This window comes from Paenibacillus sp. EB106-05-06-XG162, assembly GCF_058791655.1.
In genome coordinates this window covers 19,485-37,399 of sequence record NZ_JBYTDT010000004.1, presented here as the reverse complement: position 1 = coordinate 37,399, position 17,915 = coordinate 19,485, and the positions used below count along the sequence as shown (strand labels likewise).

General features: G+C 48.3%; 18 protein-coding genes and 1 other annotated feature (1 of these 19 only partly in view). Of the genes, 11 read left to right on the top strand and 7 right to left on the bottom strand.

What is annotated here, in order from left to right:
• Positions 1-11 precede the first annotated feature (11 nt).
• The 11 genes from asnS to AC3WU2_RS11180 all read left to right on the top strand — a co-directional run bounded on the left by asnS (position 12) and on the right by AC3WU2_RS11180 (position 10,183).
• Positions 12-1,307, top strand: coding sequence for an asparagine--tRNA ligase (gene asnS / locus AC3WU2_RS11230; RefSeq protein WP_018755365.1), 1,296 nt, complete (start codon positions 12-14; stop codon positions 1,305-1,307).
• 42 nt (positions 1,308-1,349) lie between these two features.
• On the top strand, positions 1,350-2,060 hold the full coding sequence (locus AC3WU2_RS11225; RefSeq protein WP_492454114.1) for a DnaD domain protein: 711 nt from the start codon (positions 1,350-1,352) through the stop codon (positions 2,058-2,060).
• Positions 2,061-2,161: 101 nt separating this feature from the next.
• A complete protein-coding gene (locus AC3WU2_RS11220) occupies positions 2,162-3,136 on the top strand; it encodes a 2-hydroxyacid dehydrogenase (protein ID WP_492454112.1) in 975 nt (324 codons plus the stop codon).
• 251 nt (positions 3,137-3,387) lie between these two features.
• Positions 3,388-4,308: a COX15/CtaA family protein gene (locus AC3WU2_RS11215; protein WP_492454110.1), complete on the top strand. Its 921-nt coding sequence runs from the start codon at positions 3,388-3,390 to the stop codon at positions 4,306-4,308.
• A gap of 187 nt (positions 4,309-4,495) precedes the next feature.
• Complete coding sequence (gene cyoA, locus AC3WU2_RS11210) at positions 4,496-5,404, top strand: ubiquinol oxidase subunit II (protein WP_492454108.1); 909 nt, start codon at positions 4,496-4,498, stop codon at positions 5,402-5,404.
• Between the two features lie 39 nt (positions 5,405-5,443).
• On the top strand, positions 5,444-7,417 hold the full coding sequence (locus AC3WU2_RS11205) for a cbb3-type cytochrome c oxidase subunit I (protein ID WP_492454106.1): 1,974 nt from the start codon (positions 5,444-5,446) through the stop codon (positions 7,415-7,417).
• Positions 7,417-8,043, top strand: coding sequence for a cytochrome o ubiquinol oxidase subunit III (cyoC, locus tag AC3WU2_RS11200; protein WP_492454104.1), 627 nt, complete (start codon positions 7,417-7,419; stop codon positions 8,041-8,043). The genes AC3WU2_RS11205 and cyoC overlap by 1 nt, the downstream gene beginning before the upstream one ends.
• Positions 8,044-8,370, top strand: a complete 327-nt coding sequence (cyoD, locus tag AC3WU2_RS11195; RefSeq protein ID WP_492454102.1) for a cytochrome o ubiquinol oxidase subunit IV — start codon at positions 8,044-8,046, stop codon at positions 8,368-8,370.
• Entirely contained in the window at positions 8,367-9,230 is an 864-nt protein-coding gene (gene cyoE / locus AC3WU2_RS11190; protein ID WP_492454100.1) for a heme o synthase, read from the top strand. Before cyoD ends, cyoE begins: the two co-directional genes overlap by 4 nt.
• Before the next feature lie 23 nt (positions 9,231-9,253).
• The gene (locus AC3WU2_RS11185; protein WP_492454098.1) at positions 9,254-9,589 is read left to right on the top strand and encodes a c-type cytochrome; all 336 of its coding nucleotides are present in this window, start codon (positions 9,254-9,256) and stop codon (positions 9,587-9,589) included.
• A gap of 18 nt (positions 9,590-9,607) precedes the next feature.
• Positions 9,608-10,183, top strand: coding sequence for an SCO family protein (locus tag AC3WU2_RS11180; protein ID WP_492454096.1), 576 nt, complete (start codon positions 9,608-9,610; stop codon positions 10,181-10,183).
• 70 nt (positions 10,184-10,253) lie between these two features.
• On the opposite strand, the gene pdxR is transcribed toward AC3WU2_RS11180, so the two are convergent.
• The 7 genes from pdxR to proB all read right to left on the bottom strand — a co-directional run bounded on the left by pdxR (position 10,254) and on the right by proB (position 17,847).
• A complete protein-coding gene (pdxR, locus tag AC3WU2_RS11175; RefSeq protein ID WP_492454094.1) occupies positions 10,254-11,690 on the bottom strand; it encodes a MocR-like pyridoxine biosynthesis transcription factor PdxR in 1,437 nt (478 codons plus the stop codon).
• A gap of 327 nt (positions 11,691-12,017) precedes the next feature.
• Entirely contained in the window at positions 12,018-12,662 is a 645-nt protein-coding gene (locus AC3WU2_RS11170; RefSeq protein ID WP_492454092.1) for a methylthioribulose 1-phosphate dehydratase, read from the bottom strand.
• The gene (locus AC3WU2_RS11165; protein WP_492454090.1) at positions 12,659-13,345 is read right to left on the bottom strand and encodes a 2-hydroxy-3-keto-5-methylthiopentenyl-1-phosphate phosphatase; all 687 of its coding nucleotides are present in this window, start codon (positions 13,343-13,345) and stop codon (positions 12,659-12,661) included. The genes AC3WU2_RS11170 and AC3WU2_RS11165 overlap by 4 nt, the downstream gene beginning before the upstream one ends.
• A complete protein-coding gene (locus AC3WU2_RS11160) occupies positions 13,342-14,559 on the bottom strand; it encodes a 2,3-diketo-5-methylthiopentyl-1-phosphate enolase (protein WP_492454088.1) in 1,218 nt (405 codons plus the stop codon). Before AC3WU2_RS11160 ends, AC3WU2_RS11165 begins: the two co-directional genes overlap by 4 nt.
• A gap of 4 nt (positions 14,560-14,563) precedes the next feature.
• Positions 14,564-15,412: a pyrroline-5-carboxylate reductase gene (gene proC / locus AC3WU2_RS11155; RefSeq protein ID WP_492454086.1), complete on the bottom strand. Its 849-nt coding sequence runs from the start codon at positions 15,410-15,412 to the stop codon at positions 14,564-14,566.
• A gap of 60 nt (positions 15,413-15,472) precedes the next feature.
• Positions 15,473-16,717: a glutamate-5-semialdehyde dehydrogenase gene (locus AC3WU2_RS11150; protein WP_492454084.1), complete on the bottom strand. Its 1,245-nt coding sequence runs from the start codon at positions 16,715-16,717 to the stop codon at positions 15,473-15,475.
• A gap of 32 nt (positions 16,718-16,749) precedes the next feature.
• Positions 16,750-17,847, bottom strand: coding sequence for a glutamate 5-kinase (proB, locus tag AC3WU2_RS11145; RefSeq protein ID WP_492454082.1), 1,098 nt, complete (start codon positions 17,845-17,847; stop codon positions 16,750-16,752).
• A 65-nt stretch (positions 17,848-17,912) separates the two neighbouring features.
• Positions 17,913-17,915 (bottom strand) — a binding site (T-box leader); it runs 211 nt beyond the window's last position.

Here is a 17,915-nt window from a genome sequence, read left to right as displayed (position 1 = left end):
GGAGAATTAGGATGGCTGCACAAACTGTCATTCGTCAAGTAAGTCAGCACGTCGGACAGCCTGTTAAAATCGGCTGCTGGGTGCACAATAAGCGTTCAAGCGGTAAAATTCAATTCCTGCAATTGCGTGACGGCACAGGCTACATTCAAGGGGTTGTCGTTCGTAGTGAAGTGCCTGAAGAGGTATGGGATGCGGCGAAAAGCTTAACGCAAGAGAGCTCTCTGTATGTAACGGGTGAAATTCGTGAAGAGCCTCGCAGTCAGTCCGGCTACGAAATGACGGTAACGGGTATTGAAGTGATTCATATTACGGAGAACTACCCGATTACGCCAAAAGAGCATGGCATCGATTTCTTGATGGATCATCGCCACCTATGGCTTCGTGCGCCGAAACAGCGCGCCATTCTGGTAATTCGTTCGCAAATTATTAAAGCGATCCAAGATTTCTTCGATAATAACGGATTTACGCTCGTCGATCCGCCGATTCTTACACCTTCTTCCTGTGAAGGTACTACGAACTTGTTCCATACGAAATATTTCGACGAGGATGCGTATCTGACACAAAGCGGTCAGCTCTATATGGAAGCTGCAGCGATGGCCCTTGGTAAAGTTTACTCCTTCGGACCAACGTTCCGTGCGGAGAAATCGAAGACACGCCGTCACTTGATCGAGTTCTGGATGATCGAGCCAGAGATGGCGTTCGTAGATCATGAAGAGAACTTGCGTGTGCAAGAGTCGTTCATTGCTTATGTGGTGAAATCCGTTCTGGATAACTGCCGCAGCGAGCTTGAGACGATTGGCCGCGATATTTCCAAATTGGAGAAAATCGTTGGACCATTCCCGCGCATCACGTATGATGATGCTATTAAATTCTTGAATGAACAAGGTCATGATATTCCTTGGGGTGAAGATTTCGGTGCGCCGCACGAGACAGCCATTGCGGAGAAATATGAGACACCGGTATTCATCACGCATTACCCAACGAAGATCAAAGCATTCTATATGAAACCAGATCCGAGCAATCCGGATGTTGTACTATGTGCCGATATGATCGCACCAGAAGGTTATGGTGAGATTATTGGCGGTTCGCAGCGTATCGACGATCCTGCATTACTCGAAGAGCGCTTCACCGAGCATGAGCTTTCTACAGAAGCGTATCAATGGTACCTGGATCTTCGCAAATATGGTACGGTACCTCATTCCGGCTTCGGTCTTGGGCTTGAGCGTACAGTCGCATGGATTTGCGGATTAGATCATGTTCGGGAGACGATTCCGTTCCCACGGATGCTCTATCGTTTGTATCCATAAGCCTCAATCGATGATATGATGAGGGGATGGAGGTGAGCTGACATGAGTAATGATGCATGGCGGGCATTTGCCAAGGGGATTACGATGGGTATGGAAGTGGGTACGATTCACTTTCCATACGCGCTTCTTCGATATTATCGCCGCATGAAGCTCAGTGACACGGAAATGATGCTCATTCTTCAATTAACTGGGTTCCAGCAAATGGAGCAGAATGCATTTCCGACGATTGAAGAATTGCAGGATCGCTTGGGCGCTTCACCGGATACAGTCATCAAAGCCATACAGAAGCTCATGCGCGAGAAATACTTATCGATTGATGAAGAATTCGATCCGCAGACGGGGATTCAATATGAGCGTTACAACCTTTCAGGAATTTATGAGAAGCTGGGACAGCTTTTATCCGATGATGTAAAGGAAGAACGGAAGCAAGAACAGCGAAGCGGCAAATCTCAAGGAAGCGGTACAGCTTTTGCAGCAGGGGAGAGTGAAGAGAGTAATCTCTTCATTATTTTCGAACGCGAATTCGGCCGTCCGCTGTCGCCGATGGAGTGTGAGACGATCTCGGGATGGCTTGATCAAGATCAGTATCCTGAGGAACTCATCTTATTGGCACTGAAAGAAGCGGTATTCGCAGGGAAGGTTCACTTCCGTTATATCGACCGTATCTTGCTTGAATGGATGCGTAACCGCGTCCGAACAGCAGAGGATGCAAGAGCCTATGCACAGAAATTCCGCGGAGCACGAGGGAATTAAGAGACAGTCTGAGTCACATGGATCATGTGGTTCAGGCTGTTTTTTTGCATAGGGATGGATTATGATGATAACAGGTATACAGATCATGGAGGGGGCAGAATATGAAACCGAATATTTATGTCGCACGACCGGTTCCAAGTGAAGTAGCGCAATATTTGGAGACACATTGCGAGGTTCGATATTGGACAGGGGAAGAATCCATTACGAAAGATCAATTAGTTCATGAAATTGGCGATGCTGAAGGATTGTTATTGAGTGGGACGCCGGTTACGGCCGAAGTGATCGAGGCTGCACCGCACCTGCGAGCGATCTCGAATATTGCCGTAGGCTACAACAACTTGCGGCTTGATCCCATTATTGCCCGTGGAATTCTGGCGATGCATACGCCTTATGTACTCGATGAGACGGTTGCTGATCTGGCGTTTGCATTGATTCTAGCTGCTGGTCGACGTGTCACGGAGCTGCATGAATGGGTACGAGAAGGCAAATGGGAGAAGGGGCAGGAAGAAGAATTATATGGACTCGATATTCACCATACCACGCTTGGCATTATTGGGATGGGGCGGATCGGTGAAGCGATTGCTAGACGTGCCAGGTTCGGATTTGAGATGAATGTACAGTATTATAATCGGAATCGGAAGCCGGACATCGAAGAGAAGCTGGGTGTCACATATGCAGGATTGGACGAGCTGCTTGCGACCTCGGATTATGTGCTACTTATGCTGCCCTTGACGCCGGAGACGAGAGGGTTGATCGGTGCGCGCGAGTTCGATCTCATGAAGCGGACTGCCGTATTCGTGAATGTCGCACGCGGTCCAATCGTCGACGAATCCGCCTTGTACGATGCGCTCGTGCAGCGTAAAATATTCGCAGCTGGACTCGATGTGTATGCTCAGGAACCGATCGATCCAGCGCACCCGCTGCTTACGCTTACGAATGTCGTAACCTTGCCACATATCGGATCTGCCACAGCGGCGACACGTCTTGAAATGGCAAGTCTAGCAGCCAGAAATCTAGTCCATGCGCTGCAAGGCAAGCCGGACATTGCGCTTATACCAGAATTGCGGAACGTATAAGGCAGAATAGAAATGAGATCCCCCTTGACTCTTGGTCTAGGGGGATTTTTGATATGCGCTTCGATTTTATTGCCCATTGGTTGGTGAAGAAAACGATGGAGTGGATGGTTACGATCATTCCCTGATCCGATACGATCAGGAAGCAATAAGCAATCGTTTGTGAAAGGAAGTAGAACCAACATGAATGACAACGAGACAATGCTATTGAGGGTATTCGAGCATCATACTGTCGACGGAAGAGGGGGAATCATATGATATCTTCCCGTTATCGATGGTTAGCTTGGTCGACATTTATTGGGATGTTCCTCGTGCTGCTAGCAGGAGCATTGGTGACGAAGACAGGTTCTGGCCGAGGCTGTGGTGATGATTGGCCTTTGTGTAATGGAAAATTTGTACCTGCTTATACGCTAGAGTCTATGATTGAGTATTCCCATCGTATGGTGACGGGAATTGTGGGGATCCTTGTCCTCATCACATTTATATATACATGGCGTTACCTGAAGCATCATACCGAAGCCTTAATCTATGCTGGCGGTACGCTGTTGTTCACCGTGATCCAGGCGATCATGGGAGCGGCAGCGGTCATTTGGCCTCAGCAGCCAGCTGTAATGGCACTGCACTTCGGGATCTCATTGCTCGCTGTTTCTAGTAGCATGCTGCTGGTCGTCTGGATAAGGCGGCAGGAACGGGCTGGCGACTCAGATGTCTTCGTGACGATGCCGAGATCGATTTATCTGATGTCTTGGGGGATATGGATCTTTTGTTATGTTGTTGTCTATCTTGGGGCGTACATTCGGCATATGGATGTGGAAGCGGGATGTATGGGCTGGCCGTTATGTAACGGGCAAGTCATTCCCTATTTGGAGGGTGCTTCAGGGATTGTCTTCCTCCACCGTGTTGCTGCAGCGATTTTATTCCTGCTCATCGCCGCATTCTATGTTCTCGTTCGCCGAAGTGAATCGGGAGGACAGCATTCCGTCATGAGAAGGGCTGGGATGTATGCACTTATTTTCGTGTTGGCGCAAATTTTAAGCGGAGGACTGCTTAATGCGACGATCAACAATGAAGATGTGTATCTATTTGCAAGTCTGCTCCACAATGTGCTGGCCACGGCTTTGTTCTGCATTCTTACAGATATCGCCACTCGGTCTTGGAAACATCGTATACGATAAATCAAGAGAGTTCTTCATTTTGAATGAAGAGCTCTTTTTTTTGCTGATATTAGGCCCTGATTTGTTTCGAAACCTTGAACATGGTTGGTTCAACGGCTCTTGTAGTGGTTGGTGACATTTATCACATTCCCTCTTATCGTAAGACGTGGCTATAACGTACTTATGCAAATCGAAAGGAGCCGCAAACATGAAATTACCTAAAGCACGCCGCTGGTTCGCTTCATTATCGATGCTGCTGATCCTGCTGCTTACGGCCACTGGATGCACGGAGAAAATGATTGTCCTGAATCCGAAAGGGCCCATTGCCGAACAACAGCGCGATTTAATGATCATTTCGTTGCTATTGACATGTATTGTCATCGTACCTGTACTGATTTTGTTCGCGATTATTGTATGGCGATATCGGGATCGAAAAGGAAGAACCTCGAAGTACACGCCGAACTGGGAGCATAGCACGAAGCTGGAAGTGATCTGGTGGGGGATACCGATCATCATTATTTCCATTCTAGCGGTTATTACCGTGAAATACACATATGCGCTGGAACCATCCAAGCCGCTAGCAGCCGAAGAAAAACCGCTGACCATTCAGGTGACTTCGCTGGACTGGAAATGGTTGTTCCAATATCCGGAGCAAGGCATTGCCACGATCAATTACATTCAGATTCCGGAAGACGTGCCGATTCGATTTGAGATCACTGCCGATTCGCCCATGAATTCATTCTGGATTCCGCAGCTCGGCGGTCAGATGTATGCGATGTCCGGCATGGCGATGACACTGCATTTGCAAGCGGATGAGCAGGGAGATTTTTGGGGATCAGGTGCCAACTTCACCGGGAAGGACTTCGCGAAAATGTATTTTGACGTGAAATCGACCTCGAAGGAAGCATTCAACACATGGGTAAATGAGGTGAAGGCGTCATCGCCTGCATTGACATTGGACGGTTACAAGAAGCTGGTTGAGCCTGCTGCATCGGATGTCAGAACGTTCTCAGCTTTCCCGGAAGGATTGTTCGAGATGACAGTGACGAAGTATGCCTCCTCGCACAACCATGGATTGTCTTGGAAGGACATTCAGAAGATTAACAAACAAGAATAACGGATTTTTGATCCGACACGTAAGGAGAGAGAATCATCCATGTGGGAAAGAGTGAAAACCTTTGCCTCGGAGTTTTTTGTAACGGGAGATCCGTTAATTTATGGGGCAGATGTTAGCATCGTCATCACCATCTTAGGTATTGTAATTGGACTGACGTACTTCAATAAATGGGGCTGGCTATGGCGGGAATGGCTAACGACTGTCGATCATAAGAAGATTGGCATCATGTACATTTTAGCTGCCTTCATCATGTTATTCCGCGGTGGGGTCGATGCGCTTCTAATGCGTGCACAGCTGGCCGCACCAGAGATGAACCTACTGCCGCCGGACCACTATAATCAGATTTTCACGACGCACGGCGTAATCATGATTTTGTTCATGGCGATGCCATTTATGTTCGGATTGTTCAACGTCATGGTGCCGCTACAGATCGGTGCGCGCGACGTGGCCTATCCGTTCCTGAATGCGCTGAGTTTCTGGCTGTTCTTCTCGGGCGCCATGCTGTTTAACTTATCCTTCGTCATTGGTGGTTCACCAGATGCGGGTTGGCTGGCCTATCCGCCATATTCGGGCATTATGCATAACCCAGGCGTCGGACAAGACTTCTATATTTGGGGGATTCAGATCTCAGGGATCGGAAGTCTGATGACGGGGATTAACTTTATCGTCACCATTCTGAAGATGCGTGCACCGGGTATGAAATTAATGAAGATGCCGATGTTTCCTTGGTCGGTACTATCCAGCTGCATCGCGATCATATTTTCATTTCCGATTTTGACGGCAACACTGGCACTCCTATTCCTAGACCGCTATGCAGGTGCGCATTTCTTCACCTTGGATGGCGGAGGAAACCCGATGATGTATATTAACCTGATCTGGATGTGGGGACACCCTGAGGTATATATTATCGTATTGCCTGCCTTCGGGATCTTCTCAGAGATCGTATCTACGTTTGCGAAGAAGAAGCTGTTTGGTTATAAATCGATGGTGTATGCCATGATGATCATCAGTATTTTGTCGTTCCTCGTGTGGGCGCACCATTTCTTTACGATGGGTTCCGGTGCGGATGTGAATGCCTTCTTTGCACTGACGACTATGTTGATTGCAATCCCGACAGGGGTGAAGGTGTTCAACTGGCTCTTTACGATGTTCCGCGGGAAAATTACCTTCGAGACCCCGATGCTGTGGACGATGGGCTTTATTCCTTGCTTTATCGTAGGGGGACTAACAGGGGTTCTACTGTCGGTAGCTCCGGCTGATTTTCAGTTCCACAATAGTTATTTCCTAGTCGCGCATTTCCATCAAGTCATCATTGGCGGTGTCGTATTCGGATATTTCGCAGGCTTATATTATTGGTGGCCTAAATTGTTCGGCTTCAAGCTGAATGAGCGGATAGGCAAATGGGCCTTCTGGTTCTGGAATATCGGCTTCTATCTCTGCTTCATGCCGCAGTATGCGCTCGGACTGATGGGGATGACACGTCGTGTCGTAACCTATGGATGGGACAAAGGTTGGTGGGAAATGAACTTGGTATCCACCATTGGAGCGGGGCTCATGGGTATAGCGTTCTTGTTCCAAGTGTGGCAAATCGTATATAGCGTGAAGCATCTACGAAAAGATGAAACGGGAGATCCATGGAACGGACGGACCTTGGAATGGTCAATTCCTTCACCTGCGCCGGTGTATAACTTCGCAACCCTGCCTCACGTTACATCTCAGGATGAGTGGTGGGAGGAGAAGCAGCGAAGATTGCAAGGACATCCTGCTCCTGCACCAGCGAAGATAGAACCGATTCATATGCCGAAAAACTCTGGAATCCCAATCGTGATGTCCATGTTCTGGTTCTTCACCGGATTTGGCTTCATATTTGATTGGCTCTGGTTAGCGATCCCCGGACTTGTAGGCGTAGCGGCATGTATGCTGGTTCATTCCTTTAATTATGATACGGATTACTACATCCCTGTTGAAGAAATTAAGCGAACAGAATCTGCGATAAGGGGGGTTACGAGCTAATGGCTCAATTACACGATTCCGGATTAACCGGTCACCAGGTGTCTCATGTGGAACATCATGACCATCCGGATATGGAAGAAATGCGCACCTTCGGCTTCTGGATCTATCTGATGACCGATGTCATTATATTTGGCACATTGTTCGCTGTCTACATTGTGCTGCAAGGTAACACAAACGGCGGACCCGGTCCGAAAGACTTATTTCAAATGGGAGGTATTATCGCAAGTACCTTCATTCTATTAACGAGCAGCTATACAAGCGGTCTAGCGGTGCTCGCGATGCACAAGGGGAATAAGAAAGCCTTGTTGGGTTGGCTTGGGGCAACCGTATTACTCGGTGCGACCTTTATCATCATGGAAATCAATGAATTTACGCATCTGGTGCATGAAGGAGCGACGATCAGTACGAGTGCATTCCTATCCGCATTCTTTACCTTGGTTGGCACGCATGGACTTCACGTCCTGCTTGGATTGGTGTGGATGATTGCACTGATGATGCAGATTGCGAAGCGCGGGATTACACCGGTTACGAAACGTAAAGTCAATGTCATTAGTTTGTTCTGGCATTTCCTTGATGTGGTCTGGATTTTCGTCTTTACGATTGTTTATTTGATGGGGGTGAGCTAGATGCAGCATGACATGAGTCCTTCCCATGCGCACGAGAACCATGGCTCCTTAAAGTCGTACACCATTGGATTTGTATTCTCGATCCTGCTCACGATCATTCCGATTACCGTGGTGATGAATGGTTGGCTCGCTGGGAAGGCGAGCGCGATCATTCTGATGGTAACGGCTGTATTGCAGCTCGTTGTTCAATTGATATTTTTTATGCATCTGCGCGAAGAGAAGAAGCCGCGGTATAACCTGCTGACGTTGATCCTAGGCTTGATTATTTTACTGGTTATCGTCATCGGCTCCATGTGGATCATGATGTACAATATGGTCGCGCTATGATCAGAGATTGGATCGAGCTGACGAAGCCGCGGATTCTTCAATTGAATCTCGTTGCTGCGTTTGGCGGGTATTGGCTAGCATCGAAGTGGACGGTGGATTGGGGTGCCCTGTTGTGGGTACTCTTAGGCACCGTACTCACGATGGCCTCCTCGTGCGTCATGAATAATGTATGGGACTGGAAGCTGGACCAGCGGATGGATCGAACGAAGGATCGACCATTAGCAACGGGACGTTTGAATAAGTGGAGTGTACTGGTTTACGCCCTATTGCTAGGGATATTGGGTGAAATGATCTTGTTTATGAAAGTGAACGTCCTGTGCGGATGGCTCGGGGTCCTTGGGATGTTCGTTTATATCGTCGTATACACGATGTGGCTCAAGCGGACTTCAACTTGGAGCACATCCATTGGTGGCATATCGGGAGCGATGCCGCCGATCATCGGCTATTGTGCCTTTACGAATGAAATAGATGCCGGAGCCGTACTCTTATTCGCGCTGCTGTTTCTTTGGCAGCCCGCTCATTTCTGGTCGCTTGCGATTCGCAGGGTGGACGAATATCGGGCGGCAGGTTTTCCGCTATTGCCCGTCCATAAAGGTGTAAGGCGGACAAAGCTGCAAATGATTCCTTACGTCGTCCTACTACTTCCCACAGTCGTATTGATTTACTCGTACGGATACGCAGGCACTGTCTTTCTCACGGTCTCTGTGGCAGCAGGAATTGTATGGACTTGGCATACGTTAAAGGGTGCTGCATCAACGAACACGGAGAAATGGGCCAAAACGAACTTCCTGATTTCGGTGAATTATTTGATGGTTGTATTTCTGATGATGATTGTCGATACGGCGGGGCGTCCATTTTAATGCAGAAGGTTGGAGGAATCGGAATGAAGGCAAAAATGACAATATCTCTTATTTTGTTGACTTTACTCGTTCTTCCTGCATGCGGACAAGGTAATACTTCGCAGGGGATGGACGTTGGAACTACAGCTCCTGAAGATGCGAATGCCGTAGCGTTGTACAAAAAATCTTGTCTATCCTGCCATGCTGCCGACCTAAGCGGGAGGGTTGGACCGAGTTTACAGGAGATTGGCTCCAAATTGTCACAAGAGCAGCTGTACACGATCATACATGATGGCGCAAGAGGCATGCCGGCGTTCCAAAAATCGCTAAGCAACGAGGAAATTGATGCGCTTACCCAATGGCTCTCGAAAAATAAATAGCTGCAAGGGGGGATAAAGGTGAAAAAAGCAGCCTTGGGCGTGATATTTGGTCTGATGATTCTTGTTATCGCCGCGTGCGGCAATGGCAAGTCCAAACAGCTGAATATGCAGGTTCAACCCTTTGAATTCATTAATCAGGACGGAAAATCGGTCGCTTTGGCTGATTTACAAGGAAAGGTTTGGGTTGCAGACTTTGTATTTACCTATTGTTCAACAGTGTGTCCGACGATGACGGCCAACATGTCCGAATTGCAAAAGCGATTAAAGACTGAAGGCGTAGAGGCAGAACTGATCTCTTTCTCCGTTGATCCGGAGCGGGATGATCCTGCCGCACTGAAAAACTATCTATCGAAATTTAATGCTGATTTCTCGAATTGGCATGCATTGACGGGTTACGATTTTGAATCAATAAAGACATTTGTTCTTAAATCATTTCGAGCGACCATCGCCAAAGATATGGCATCGGATCAAGTCATACACGGTACATCGTTCTATTTGGTCGATCAAGCAGGTATGGTCGTTGCCAAGTACGATGGGATGACAGATACGCCTTTTGATCAGATTATGAAAGACATCAAAGCGTTGCAAGAGTAACATAAACAACAATAAAAAAGGTGAATGAAGCACTTGTACTTAGCGACAAGCTCTCATTCACCTTTTTCATTTAGCCAAGAACACTGCGAAGTGCCGCAGCAAACTTGGATATTCCTTGCACAATATCTTCCGTATGTGGTCTTGCATAAGTGAACCGAACATACCCTGAATCGGATCCGTAGACGCTGCCGGGTACGAAGATGATACCTTGTCGAATGGCTTCCTCCAACAATCGATGATCATTCACTTTGGGGATGATCTTGCACCATAGATGTAAGCCCCCTTGAGGAATAGAGAATTGGACAAGGTCTGGCAGCTCCTTCTGAAGTGCTTCGATTAATAAATCCCGCTTATACATGAGATTCATCCGCAATCGTTCCAGATGGGGCTGGAATAACGGAGAATTCAAGAACTGCGCAGCAACCTTCTGAGGAACAACACTGAGTCCGTAATCCATCTGCTGCCTTGCATCGGCGAGCCGCTCAACAACCGAATGCGGAGCAACCATCCATCCCACGCGCAACCCGGAAGCTGCGATTTTGGAGAAAGAGCCAATGTACAGCACGGAACCGACGGTGTCCATCGATTTAAGCGGCATCGGGGGCACGCCATCATAGGCTGTCAAGCTGAATGGATCATCCTCTACGACGGGCAGTCCGAGTTCACTTGCTACATTGAGCAATTCGATTTTACGTTCTTGAGCCAGTTGAACACCTGTGGGATTCTGAAAGTTCGGATTTAGGAACACCATCTTAATCCGATGCTTCTTATAAAGCGTGCGCACATCTTCAGGCCGGGCACCATGTTGATCAACAGGAAGTCGGAACAACCTAAGGCCTGCCGATTGGAACATCGGTAACGAATAGTTATATGATGGATCTTCAATCGCAACGGCATCACCAGGGGTGAGCAGACATTGTGTGATCAAATACAAGGATTGCTGGGATCCGGATGTAATGAGGATAGAAGATTCTGCCGTCTGGATACCCCGATATCGACTTAGATAACTGACGAGTGCTTCCCGCAGGGGAATGAAGCCTTGCGGGTTGTTGTAACCGAGATATTCGGTATGATGGTTCTCAGCCATGAGCATATTGATTTCTGTCACGGGTGAAATATCTGCTCCCAATTCGCCACTAGCAAAATCAATCAGTGTGTTGTCCTGTTGAAGTGCTTCCCGGATGCGACGTAAGAAAGGTAAATTAGGCAAAAAATTGCCGCCTTCCACATACCGATGCCAGTTCGGGGTATGCTTCGGCGTTGCTTTCCATTTATATTTACTAACCCTCGTACCGCTACCCGTACGACTCTCGATGATCCCGAGGGCACGAAGCTCTGCATAAGCAAGAATAACCGTGCTTCGGTTCACTCCCAATTGCTCGGCTAATTTGCGTTCGGAAGGAAGCAGGCTGCCTGGTGGGAACTCCCCGTAAGATATTCTTCGTTCGATTTCATCGGCAATTTGTTGATAGATAGGAAGGCTGCTGTAACGATCGGGCTTCCACATGATTGCTCCTCCTAGCCTTGTGTTATGTGTGATTTTTGTCACGAAATCATTCTCATCATAACATTCGTCAAGTGAAAATCGTAACTTACTTTTCATCAAAAGCATGTCGAATATATAGCAATCTCATGAACATGGATGGTGCTTCGATGGATGAATTGGAGGGTCTCGATCAGCCAATTCATCGTCGTTATTGTGTGAGCGATATGGAATGAAATTACCCGGTGCAGGGAAGGTTGGAAGGCTAGGGATATGATTTTGAGGATTGAATAGAAAATAGAAGAGGGCTGCTGGCCCCCTCCTATTTGTGATGGTATGGATTTGGTCTTCTTAACGCTTAAGTAGCTCTGAGCGGTAGACGTATTCGAATAGGAATTCGAACGCTTCGAGGTGACGTTTCGCTTCGAATGCATTGGCACCCCAGGCGTAGATGCCGTGATTACGTAAGATGATACCAGGAATTTGTGGATTGAGCTTCTCTGTCACATGAGGGACAATGCTTGGAATATGCGCGAAATTCGGTACAATTGGAATCTCAATCTCCGCATCTTCTGTCCAGATATTGAAGGCTTTGATCAATTCAACGCCTTTCACAGGGATGGATCCGCGTTCATGGAACAACTCCGAGACCAAATTATTGAATACCGTATGTACGTGGAAAATCGCACCGCAGCCTGTCATCCGATAGATTTCACAATGGATGAGTGTCTCAGCGCTTGGCTTAAGGTTAGTGGCTTCAGCAGGTTTGCCTTCGGCATCCACAAATAAGAAGTCTTCTGGTGTATTCACGGATTTATCTTTGCCGCTCGCGGTAATCGCAAAATGGAAATCATCCGGTGTATGCTCACCGACACGAATGGATAAGTTGCCGCTTGTGCCAGGGAACCAATTTCTTGCTGCGAACTGGGTCTTAATCTCACGCAGCTCATGCAAGACGCGCTGCTTCTGTTCTAATGGGATCTTTGCAAATGTCATGATGATGCTGCACCAACTTTCATCGCTTCCATATGACGGATAATGTCATAGAAATCGTTATAAGGTACATGTGCTAACCCAAGCTGCTCACATTTCGTCGTGAGGTGAGAGCGGGAATAGACATGTTCAACCAATTTTGCTCCAGCAAAATCGGTAATGCTATCGCCAATAATATATCGATCATACTCGCCATTAGAGAAGGAACGAATAATTTTCGTTTTGCACATGCCGCAATCATTGTCGCAAACATCATCACAAGCATTAGGCCATAGAATTTCGATATGCGAGCCGGTGAAATCGCTGGTATTGCAGAAGATGCGTTCCTTTGGAATATCGAAGCGCTCCAAGATCGGATAGATGAAGAAGTCTATTCCACCGCTTGTGACATAGAATTCGATTTGCTGCTCCTTGCAGAACGTAAGAAATTCAGCGAAGCCAGGACGGATCTGAACTTGGTCGATGGCGAAGCGGGTAATTTCTTCACGTTGTGAAGTGGGCAGCAATCGGAACATCTCGCCGACACCGACGCGAACCGATTTACGCTCCGCAATGACATCATCCACAATGGATTTCCAACCGGGTGGATCGAAATGTTGGATGATCGCAACGATATTATCATTGATTGTTATTGTACCGTCGAAATCACAGAAGACGACAGGTTGTTTGGATCCGGACTGTATCATGATCTAACCCCCCAGATATCAATCGCAGCATGGAGTTCAGGATGGGTTATGGCATACTCCTGCAACGAAATGCCTTGCAATGTCGCATCAATCGCTTGATTGAAGGCGCGCCCGCCAGCTGTTGCTCCTTGCGGATGTCCGTGAACGCCACCACCAGCATTGACCACCACTTCACGTCCGAAATCACGCAGAATAAGGGGTACAAGTCCCGGGTGAATGCCCGCGGAAGGGACAGGCATTGTTGTGCGGAGTGATATCTTATCACTTAGCAGCGCATCTCGAATGCCCATGTTCTCTTCTTTTGGCATGACGACAGAGCCATACGGTGAAGGGAAGAGGGATAGATCGGCTCCGGCGATACGCAACAGCTTACCGAGTAAGAGTGGAGCGGCAATCCCGTAATGCTGAGATGGGTAGAATGCTCCAGCCAGCGCTGGATGCGCAGCGATGGGAATGTTAATCGACGAATCTGAACTTAACTCATGCAGGACGTCGAACCCATAGGACAACACATTGAATAATAGCGCATTCGCGCCTGCATCAATGGCTTTGCGCGCTTGAACCGCGAGCTTCGAAGTGGGCCCCGTTAAATTTACAGCATAGAGCAGTTTTTTGCCTGTCTGTTGTTCAGCTTGCTTCGCTGCGTCCATACAGACTTGCACGCGCCGCTCAATTGGCGTTAGAGGGTTCTCGAATAGAATCTCGTCATCTTTGATGAGATCGACACCGCCAAGCGCCTGCTGATAGAACTGCTCCCGTAAACCATCGAGATCATGGCCGATCACGGATTTGAAGATGCTCATGAGCAGAGGACGGTCATGAACGCCGAGTAGGCTGCGAATACCTTCGATCCCGAATTTCGGACCTGGGAAAACGGACAAGAAATCTTCTGAGAGATCCAAATCCATCAATTTGATCTTGCCGTCCATCGACAGCTTGCCGAATACGGTAACCAATAACGCAGGGATATCGCGACTGAAGTTAACGTCAGGATAAGCAATTTGGATATCCGCATATCGCTCGTTACTTTCTGTTGCAGGATATTCTGTCACTTGGACCACTTGTCCCAAATGACGCTCCATTTCCTTTTTCTTCGCTTCAGGCAGCTCTGTCCAGCTTCCGACTGTTAATCCGACTGCGATGGATACAGCTTTCTTATGGAAATCTGCTTTATCGTCATAGCAGCGGTAGGTAGCGATGCATGTGTGTCTCATTTCCTTATTTCCTCCCGATCAGAGCGCCCATCTCACCTGCACGATCCGCAGCACGGTGTATGGCAGTTATTAATGCTTCGGTGAAATGGAACGACTGTAGTGTTTCAATAGCTGCCTGCGTAGTTCCTCCCGGGGAAGTCACTTTCCGTCTGAGTTCAGCTGGGTCTTCACCTGTTGATTGTACCATATGTGCAGCGCCAATCAGCGTTTGTATGGTTAAATTTCTAGCTTGTTCGGTCGAGAGTCCACCTTGTATTCCGGCTTCGATCATCGATTCGATGAGATAATAGACGTAAGCAGGACCGCTGCCAGAAACACCCGTCACGATATCCATCTGCTTCTCCTCAACAATGCTGACGACGCCGATGGCTTTGAACATATTTAACGCGATCTGTTGCTGGATCGCATTCACGCTTGCTGAGAAGCACATGCCCGTTGCTCCAAGCCCAATCGTACTTGACGTATTTGGCATCGTACGCACGATTGGATTATGAGACTCGAGCAGCTCCTGCATGGTTCCGATCGATAATCCAGCAATGACTGAAATGATAAGTTGTTGCGGATTTACGAGTGGGCGTATCTCCATTAACGCCTCGGCTGCATCTTTTGGTTTCATAGCAAGTACGATGATCGATGCTTCGCGTAGAGCTTGCTCTTTTGCCGCGGGTTCGTTCGTTGTCTGTACGTGATAGCGCGCTTCAAGCTCATGAAGACGTGCATGGTTCTGCCGATTGAGCAGCGTCATTTGCTCTGGGGCAGCGATATTTTTATCGAGTAAGCCCCGAACGATTGCTTCCGCAATCGAACCTGCACCATAGAAGCAAATTTTCTGTCCTGCGATGGATGATTTCATAGCTACTTCACCTGATTCTTCTCAAAATAGTAGTTTCGATTACAACATAACTCGATATTTTTATCGGATCTGGCCCGTGCCGTAAATCCGATATTTCGTCGACGTCAACGCAGGGAGGCCCATCGGACCGCGCGCATGTAGCTTCTGGGTACTAATGCCGATCTCGGCACCGAAGCCGAATTCGTAACCATCCGTGAATCGTGTGGAAGCATTATGGTAGACCGCAGCAGCATCAACTTCTTGCAAGAAACGTTCTGCATGTGCAGCAATCTCCGTCACGATACATTCGGAATGCATGGTTCCAAATTGACGAATGTGCTCCAATGCTTCATCGAGATTGTTCACCACTTTAATGTTCAAAATATAATCGTTATATTCGGTCGCATAGTCTTGCGCCGTAGCGTTCTGATCAAGCTGGATATAACGCGCTGTACGCTCACAGCCACGTAATTCAACGTTGTTGCTGCGCAATTGCTCCGCAATCGAGCTCAAATGAGCTCCAGCGAAATCTTCATGAACGAGCAGGGTTTCCATCGAGTTACAGACGGAAGGACGTTGGACTTTTGCGTTGATCACAATCGGCGCGGCCATGTCAAGCTTCGCCGTTGCGTCTAGATACGTATGGCAGATGCCTGCGCCAGTCTCGATCACAGGAACGGTCGCGTTCTGGACGACATTTTGAATCAAGGAGGCGCCGCCGCGAGGAATGACGACATCAAGCAGTCCGTTCAGCTTCAGCATTTCATCAACGGATGCGCGATTTGTATCTTCAATCAATTGAAGGGCTTCTACTGGGATGGCTGAATTCGCAAGAGCTTGCTGCAACACCTCGACGATACGTTTGTTGGAGCTGATGGCAGATGAACCACCGCGCAGAACGACGGCATTTCCCGTCTTAAGACAGAGGCCTGCTGCATCGACCGTTACATTGGGACGCGCTTCGTAGATGATCCCGATCACGCCAAGCGGAACTCGAATTTTCTCAATCTTCAGTCCATTCGGTCTCTCGATATGCTCGAGTTCATCACCGATGGGATCCGGCAGTTCTACAATTTGACGTAACCCTTCCGCCATCCCCGAAATTCGGGATTCATTCAATGCGAGTCGGTCAAGTAGCGAAGAGCTGGTGCCATTCGCACGACCACGCTCTAAATCTTCTTGGTTCGCTGCAATAATCGAATGCTGCTCCTCGACTAGCGCGTCTGCCATTTTCATCAAAGCATCATTTTTCTCCGCTGCAGTCAAACGATTAAGTGTAACTAGCGTTCCTTTGGCTAACGACGATTTCTCCCGAACTTCACTCATATTCTTCAGCCTCCCTAATGGTTTATCCTCGTTCATTTCAATGAAATCCATTCATCTCGGTGGATCACTTCGATGCGAGGAACCTCGATACGTTTCTGTACTTCATCGGTGCTCAGCCCTGCGACGTTCCGCATTTGGTCGGCTGAATAATTGACGACCCCGCGCCCCACCAATTGGCTATGGAGATTATATACTTCGATCACATCACCCGCATGAAAGTCGCCATCCACTTCTCGCACACCCACGGGGAGCAGGCTTTTGCCTCCAGCTAACAGGGCTTGTTCGGCGCCTGCATCTACACAGACTCTTCCGCTCGGTGTGGAATGGAAGCCTAGCCACTGTTTCTTCGTGGAGAGCGAATGGAGCTTTGTATCGAAATACGTTCCACGTCCGTGTCCCTGCGAAGCCATATCGAGGTCCCCTGGCTCAAGAACACGACCTACAAATGCCGGCACACCGCCACGCATCGCGATACGCGCAGCTTCAACCTTGGAGCGCATGCCGCCCGTACCTACGAGAGATCCAGAGCCACCGGCACCTGCGATAATATCCTCGTTGATCTCTTGAACACGCTCGATGCGCACTGCATCGGGGTTATTTCGAGGGTCAGCGGTATATAGACCATCTGTATCCGTAATGATTATGAGTCCTGTTGCTCGAACGAGGTTCGCAACCAAGGCTGATAATGTATCGTTGTCGCCGAACTTCAGCTCATCCACGGAGACGGTGTCATTCTCATTAATGATCGGGATGATCCCTTGCTTCAATAACTCTTCAATCGTCATTTGCGCATTCTGGATACGCTGCCGATTGCTAAAGTCCGATCGGGTTAGTAGAATTTGAGCTGCACCGATCTGCTGTACACCAAATGCTTCCTGGTATGCACGCATTAGCAGTGCTTGCCCGACAGCGGCAGCAGCTTGCTTCTCATGCAGCAGCTTGGGCCGCGTTGTATATCCGATTTGTCGAAACCCTGCGGCCACGGCACCTGAGGTAACGAGTAAGACCTGAGCACCTGACGCACGGAGCGCTGCTAGCTCGTTGGCGAAGAAGTCGACTTTTGAGCGATTCAGGCCACCCTCGTCGGAGGTGAGGGAGCTGCTGCCAATCTTCACTACAATACGCTGCATTTCATCACATCCTTATTCATTTGAAAATCATTGTATATGACAAAAAAAGCTTTCGTCCTTTAAACATA

Bases quoted from the DNA above. Each gene is read 5' to 3' on its own strand.
- asnS (WP_018755365.1), top strand. From the start codon at position 12: ATGGCTGCACAAACTGTCATTCGTCAAGTAAGTCAGCACGTCGGACAG.
- AC3WU2_RS11225 (WP_492454114.1), top strand. From the start codon at position 1,350: ATGAGTAATGATGCATGGCGGGCATTTGCCAAGGGGATTACGATGGGT.
- AC3WU2_RS11220 (WP_492454112.1), top strand. From the start codon at position 2,162: ATGAAACCGAATATTTATGTCGCACGACCGGTTCCAAGTGAAGTAGCG.
- AC3WU2_RS11215 (WP_492454110.1), top strand. From the start codon at position 3,388: ATGATATCTTCCCGTTATCGATGGTTAGCTTGGTCGACATTTATTGGG.
- cyoA (WP_492454108.1), top strand. From the start codon at position 4,496: ATGAAATTACCTAAAGCACGCCGCTGGTTCGCTTCATTATCGATGCTG.
- AC3WU2_RS11205 (WP_492454106.1), top strand. From the start codon at position 5,444: ATGTGGGAAAGAGTGAAAACCTTTGCCTCGGAGTTTTTTGTAACGGGA.
- cyoC (WP_492454104.1), top strand. From the start codon at position 7,417: ATGGCTCAATTACACGATTCCGGATTAACCGGTCACCAGGTGTCTCAT.
- cyoD (WP_492454102.1), top strand. From the start codon at position 8,044: ATGCAGCATGACATGAGTCCTTCCCATGCGCACGAGAACCATGGCTCC.
- cyoE (WP_492454100.1), top strand. From the start codon at position 8,367: ATGATCAGAGATTGGATCGAGCTGACGAAGCCGCGGATTCTTCAATTG.
- AC3WU2_RS11185 (WP_492454098.1), top strand. From the start codon at position 9,254: ATGAAGGCAAAAATGACAATATCTCTTATTTTGTTGACTTTACTCGTT.
- pdxR (WP_492454094.1), bottom strand. From the start codon at position 11,690: ATGTGGAAGCCCGATCGTTACAGCAGCCTTCCTATCTATCAACAAATT.
- AC3WU2_RS11170 (WP_492454092.1), bottom strand. From the start codon at position 12,662: ATGACATTTGCAAAGATCCCATTAGAACAGAAGCAGCGCGTCTTGCAT.
- AC3WU2_RS11165 (WP_492454090.1), bottom strand. From the start codon at position 13,345: ATGATACAGTCCGGATCCAAACAACCTGTCGTCTTCTGTGATTTCGAC.
- AC3WU2_RS11160 (WP_492454088.1), bottom strand. From the start codon at position 14,559: ATGAGACACACATGCATCGCTACCTACCGCTGCTATGACGATAAAGCA.
- proC (WP_492454086.1), bottom strand. From the start codon at position 15,412: ATGAAATCATCCATCGCAGGACAGAAAATTTGCTTCTATGGTGCAGGT.
- AC3WU2_RS11150 (WP_492454084.1), bottom strand. From the start codon at position 16,717: ATGAGTGAAGTTCGGGAGAAATCGTCGTTAGCCAAAGGAACGCTAGTT.
- proB (WP_492454082.1), bottom strand. From the start codon at position 17,847: ATGCAGCGTATTGTAGTGAAGATTGGCAGCAGCTCCCTCACCTCCGAC.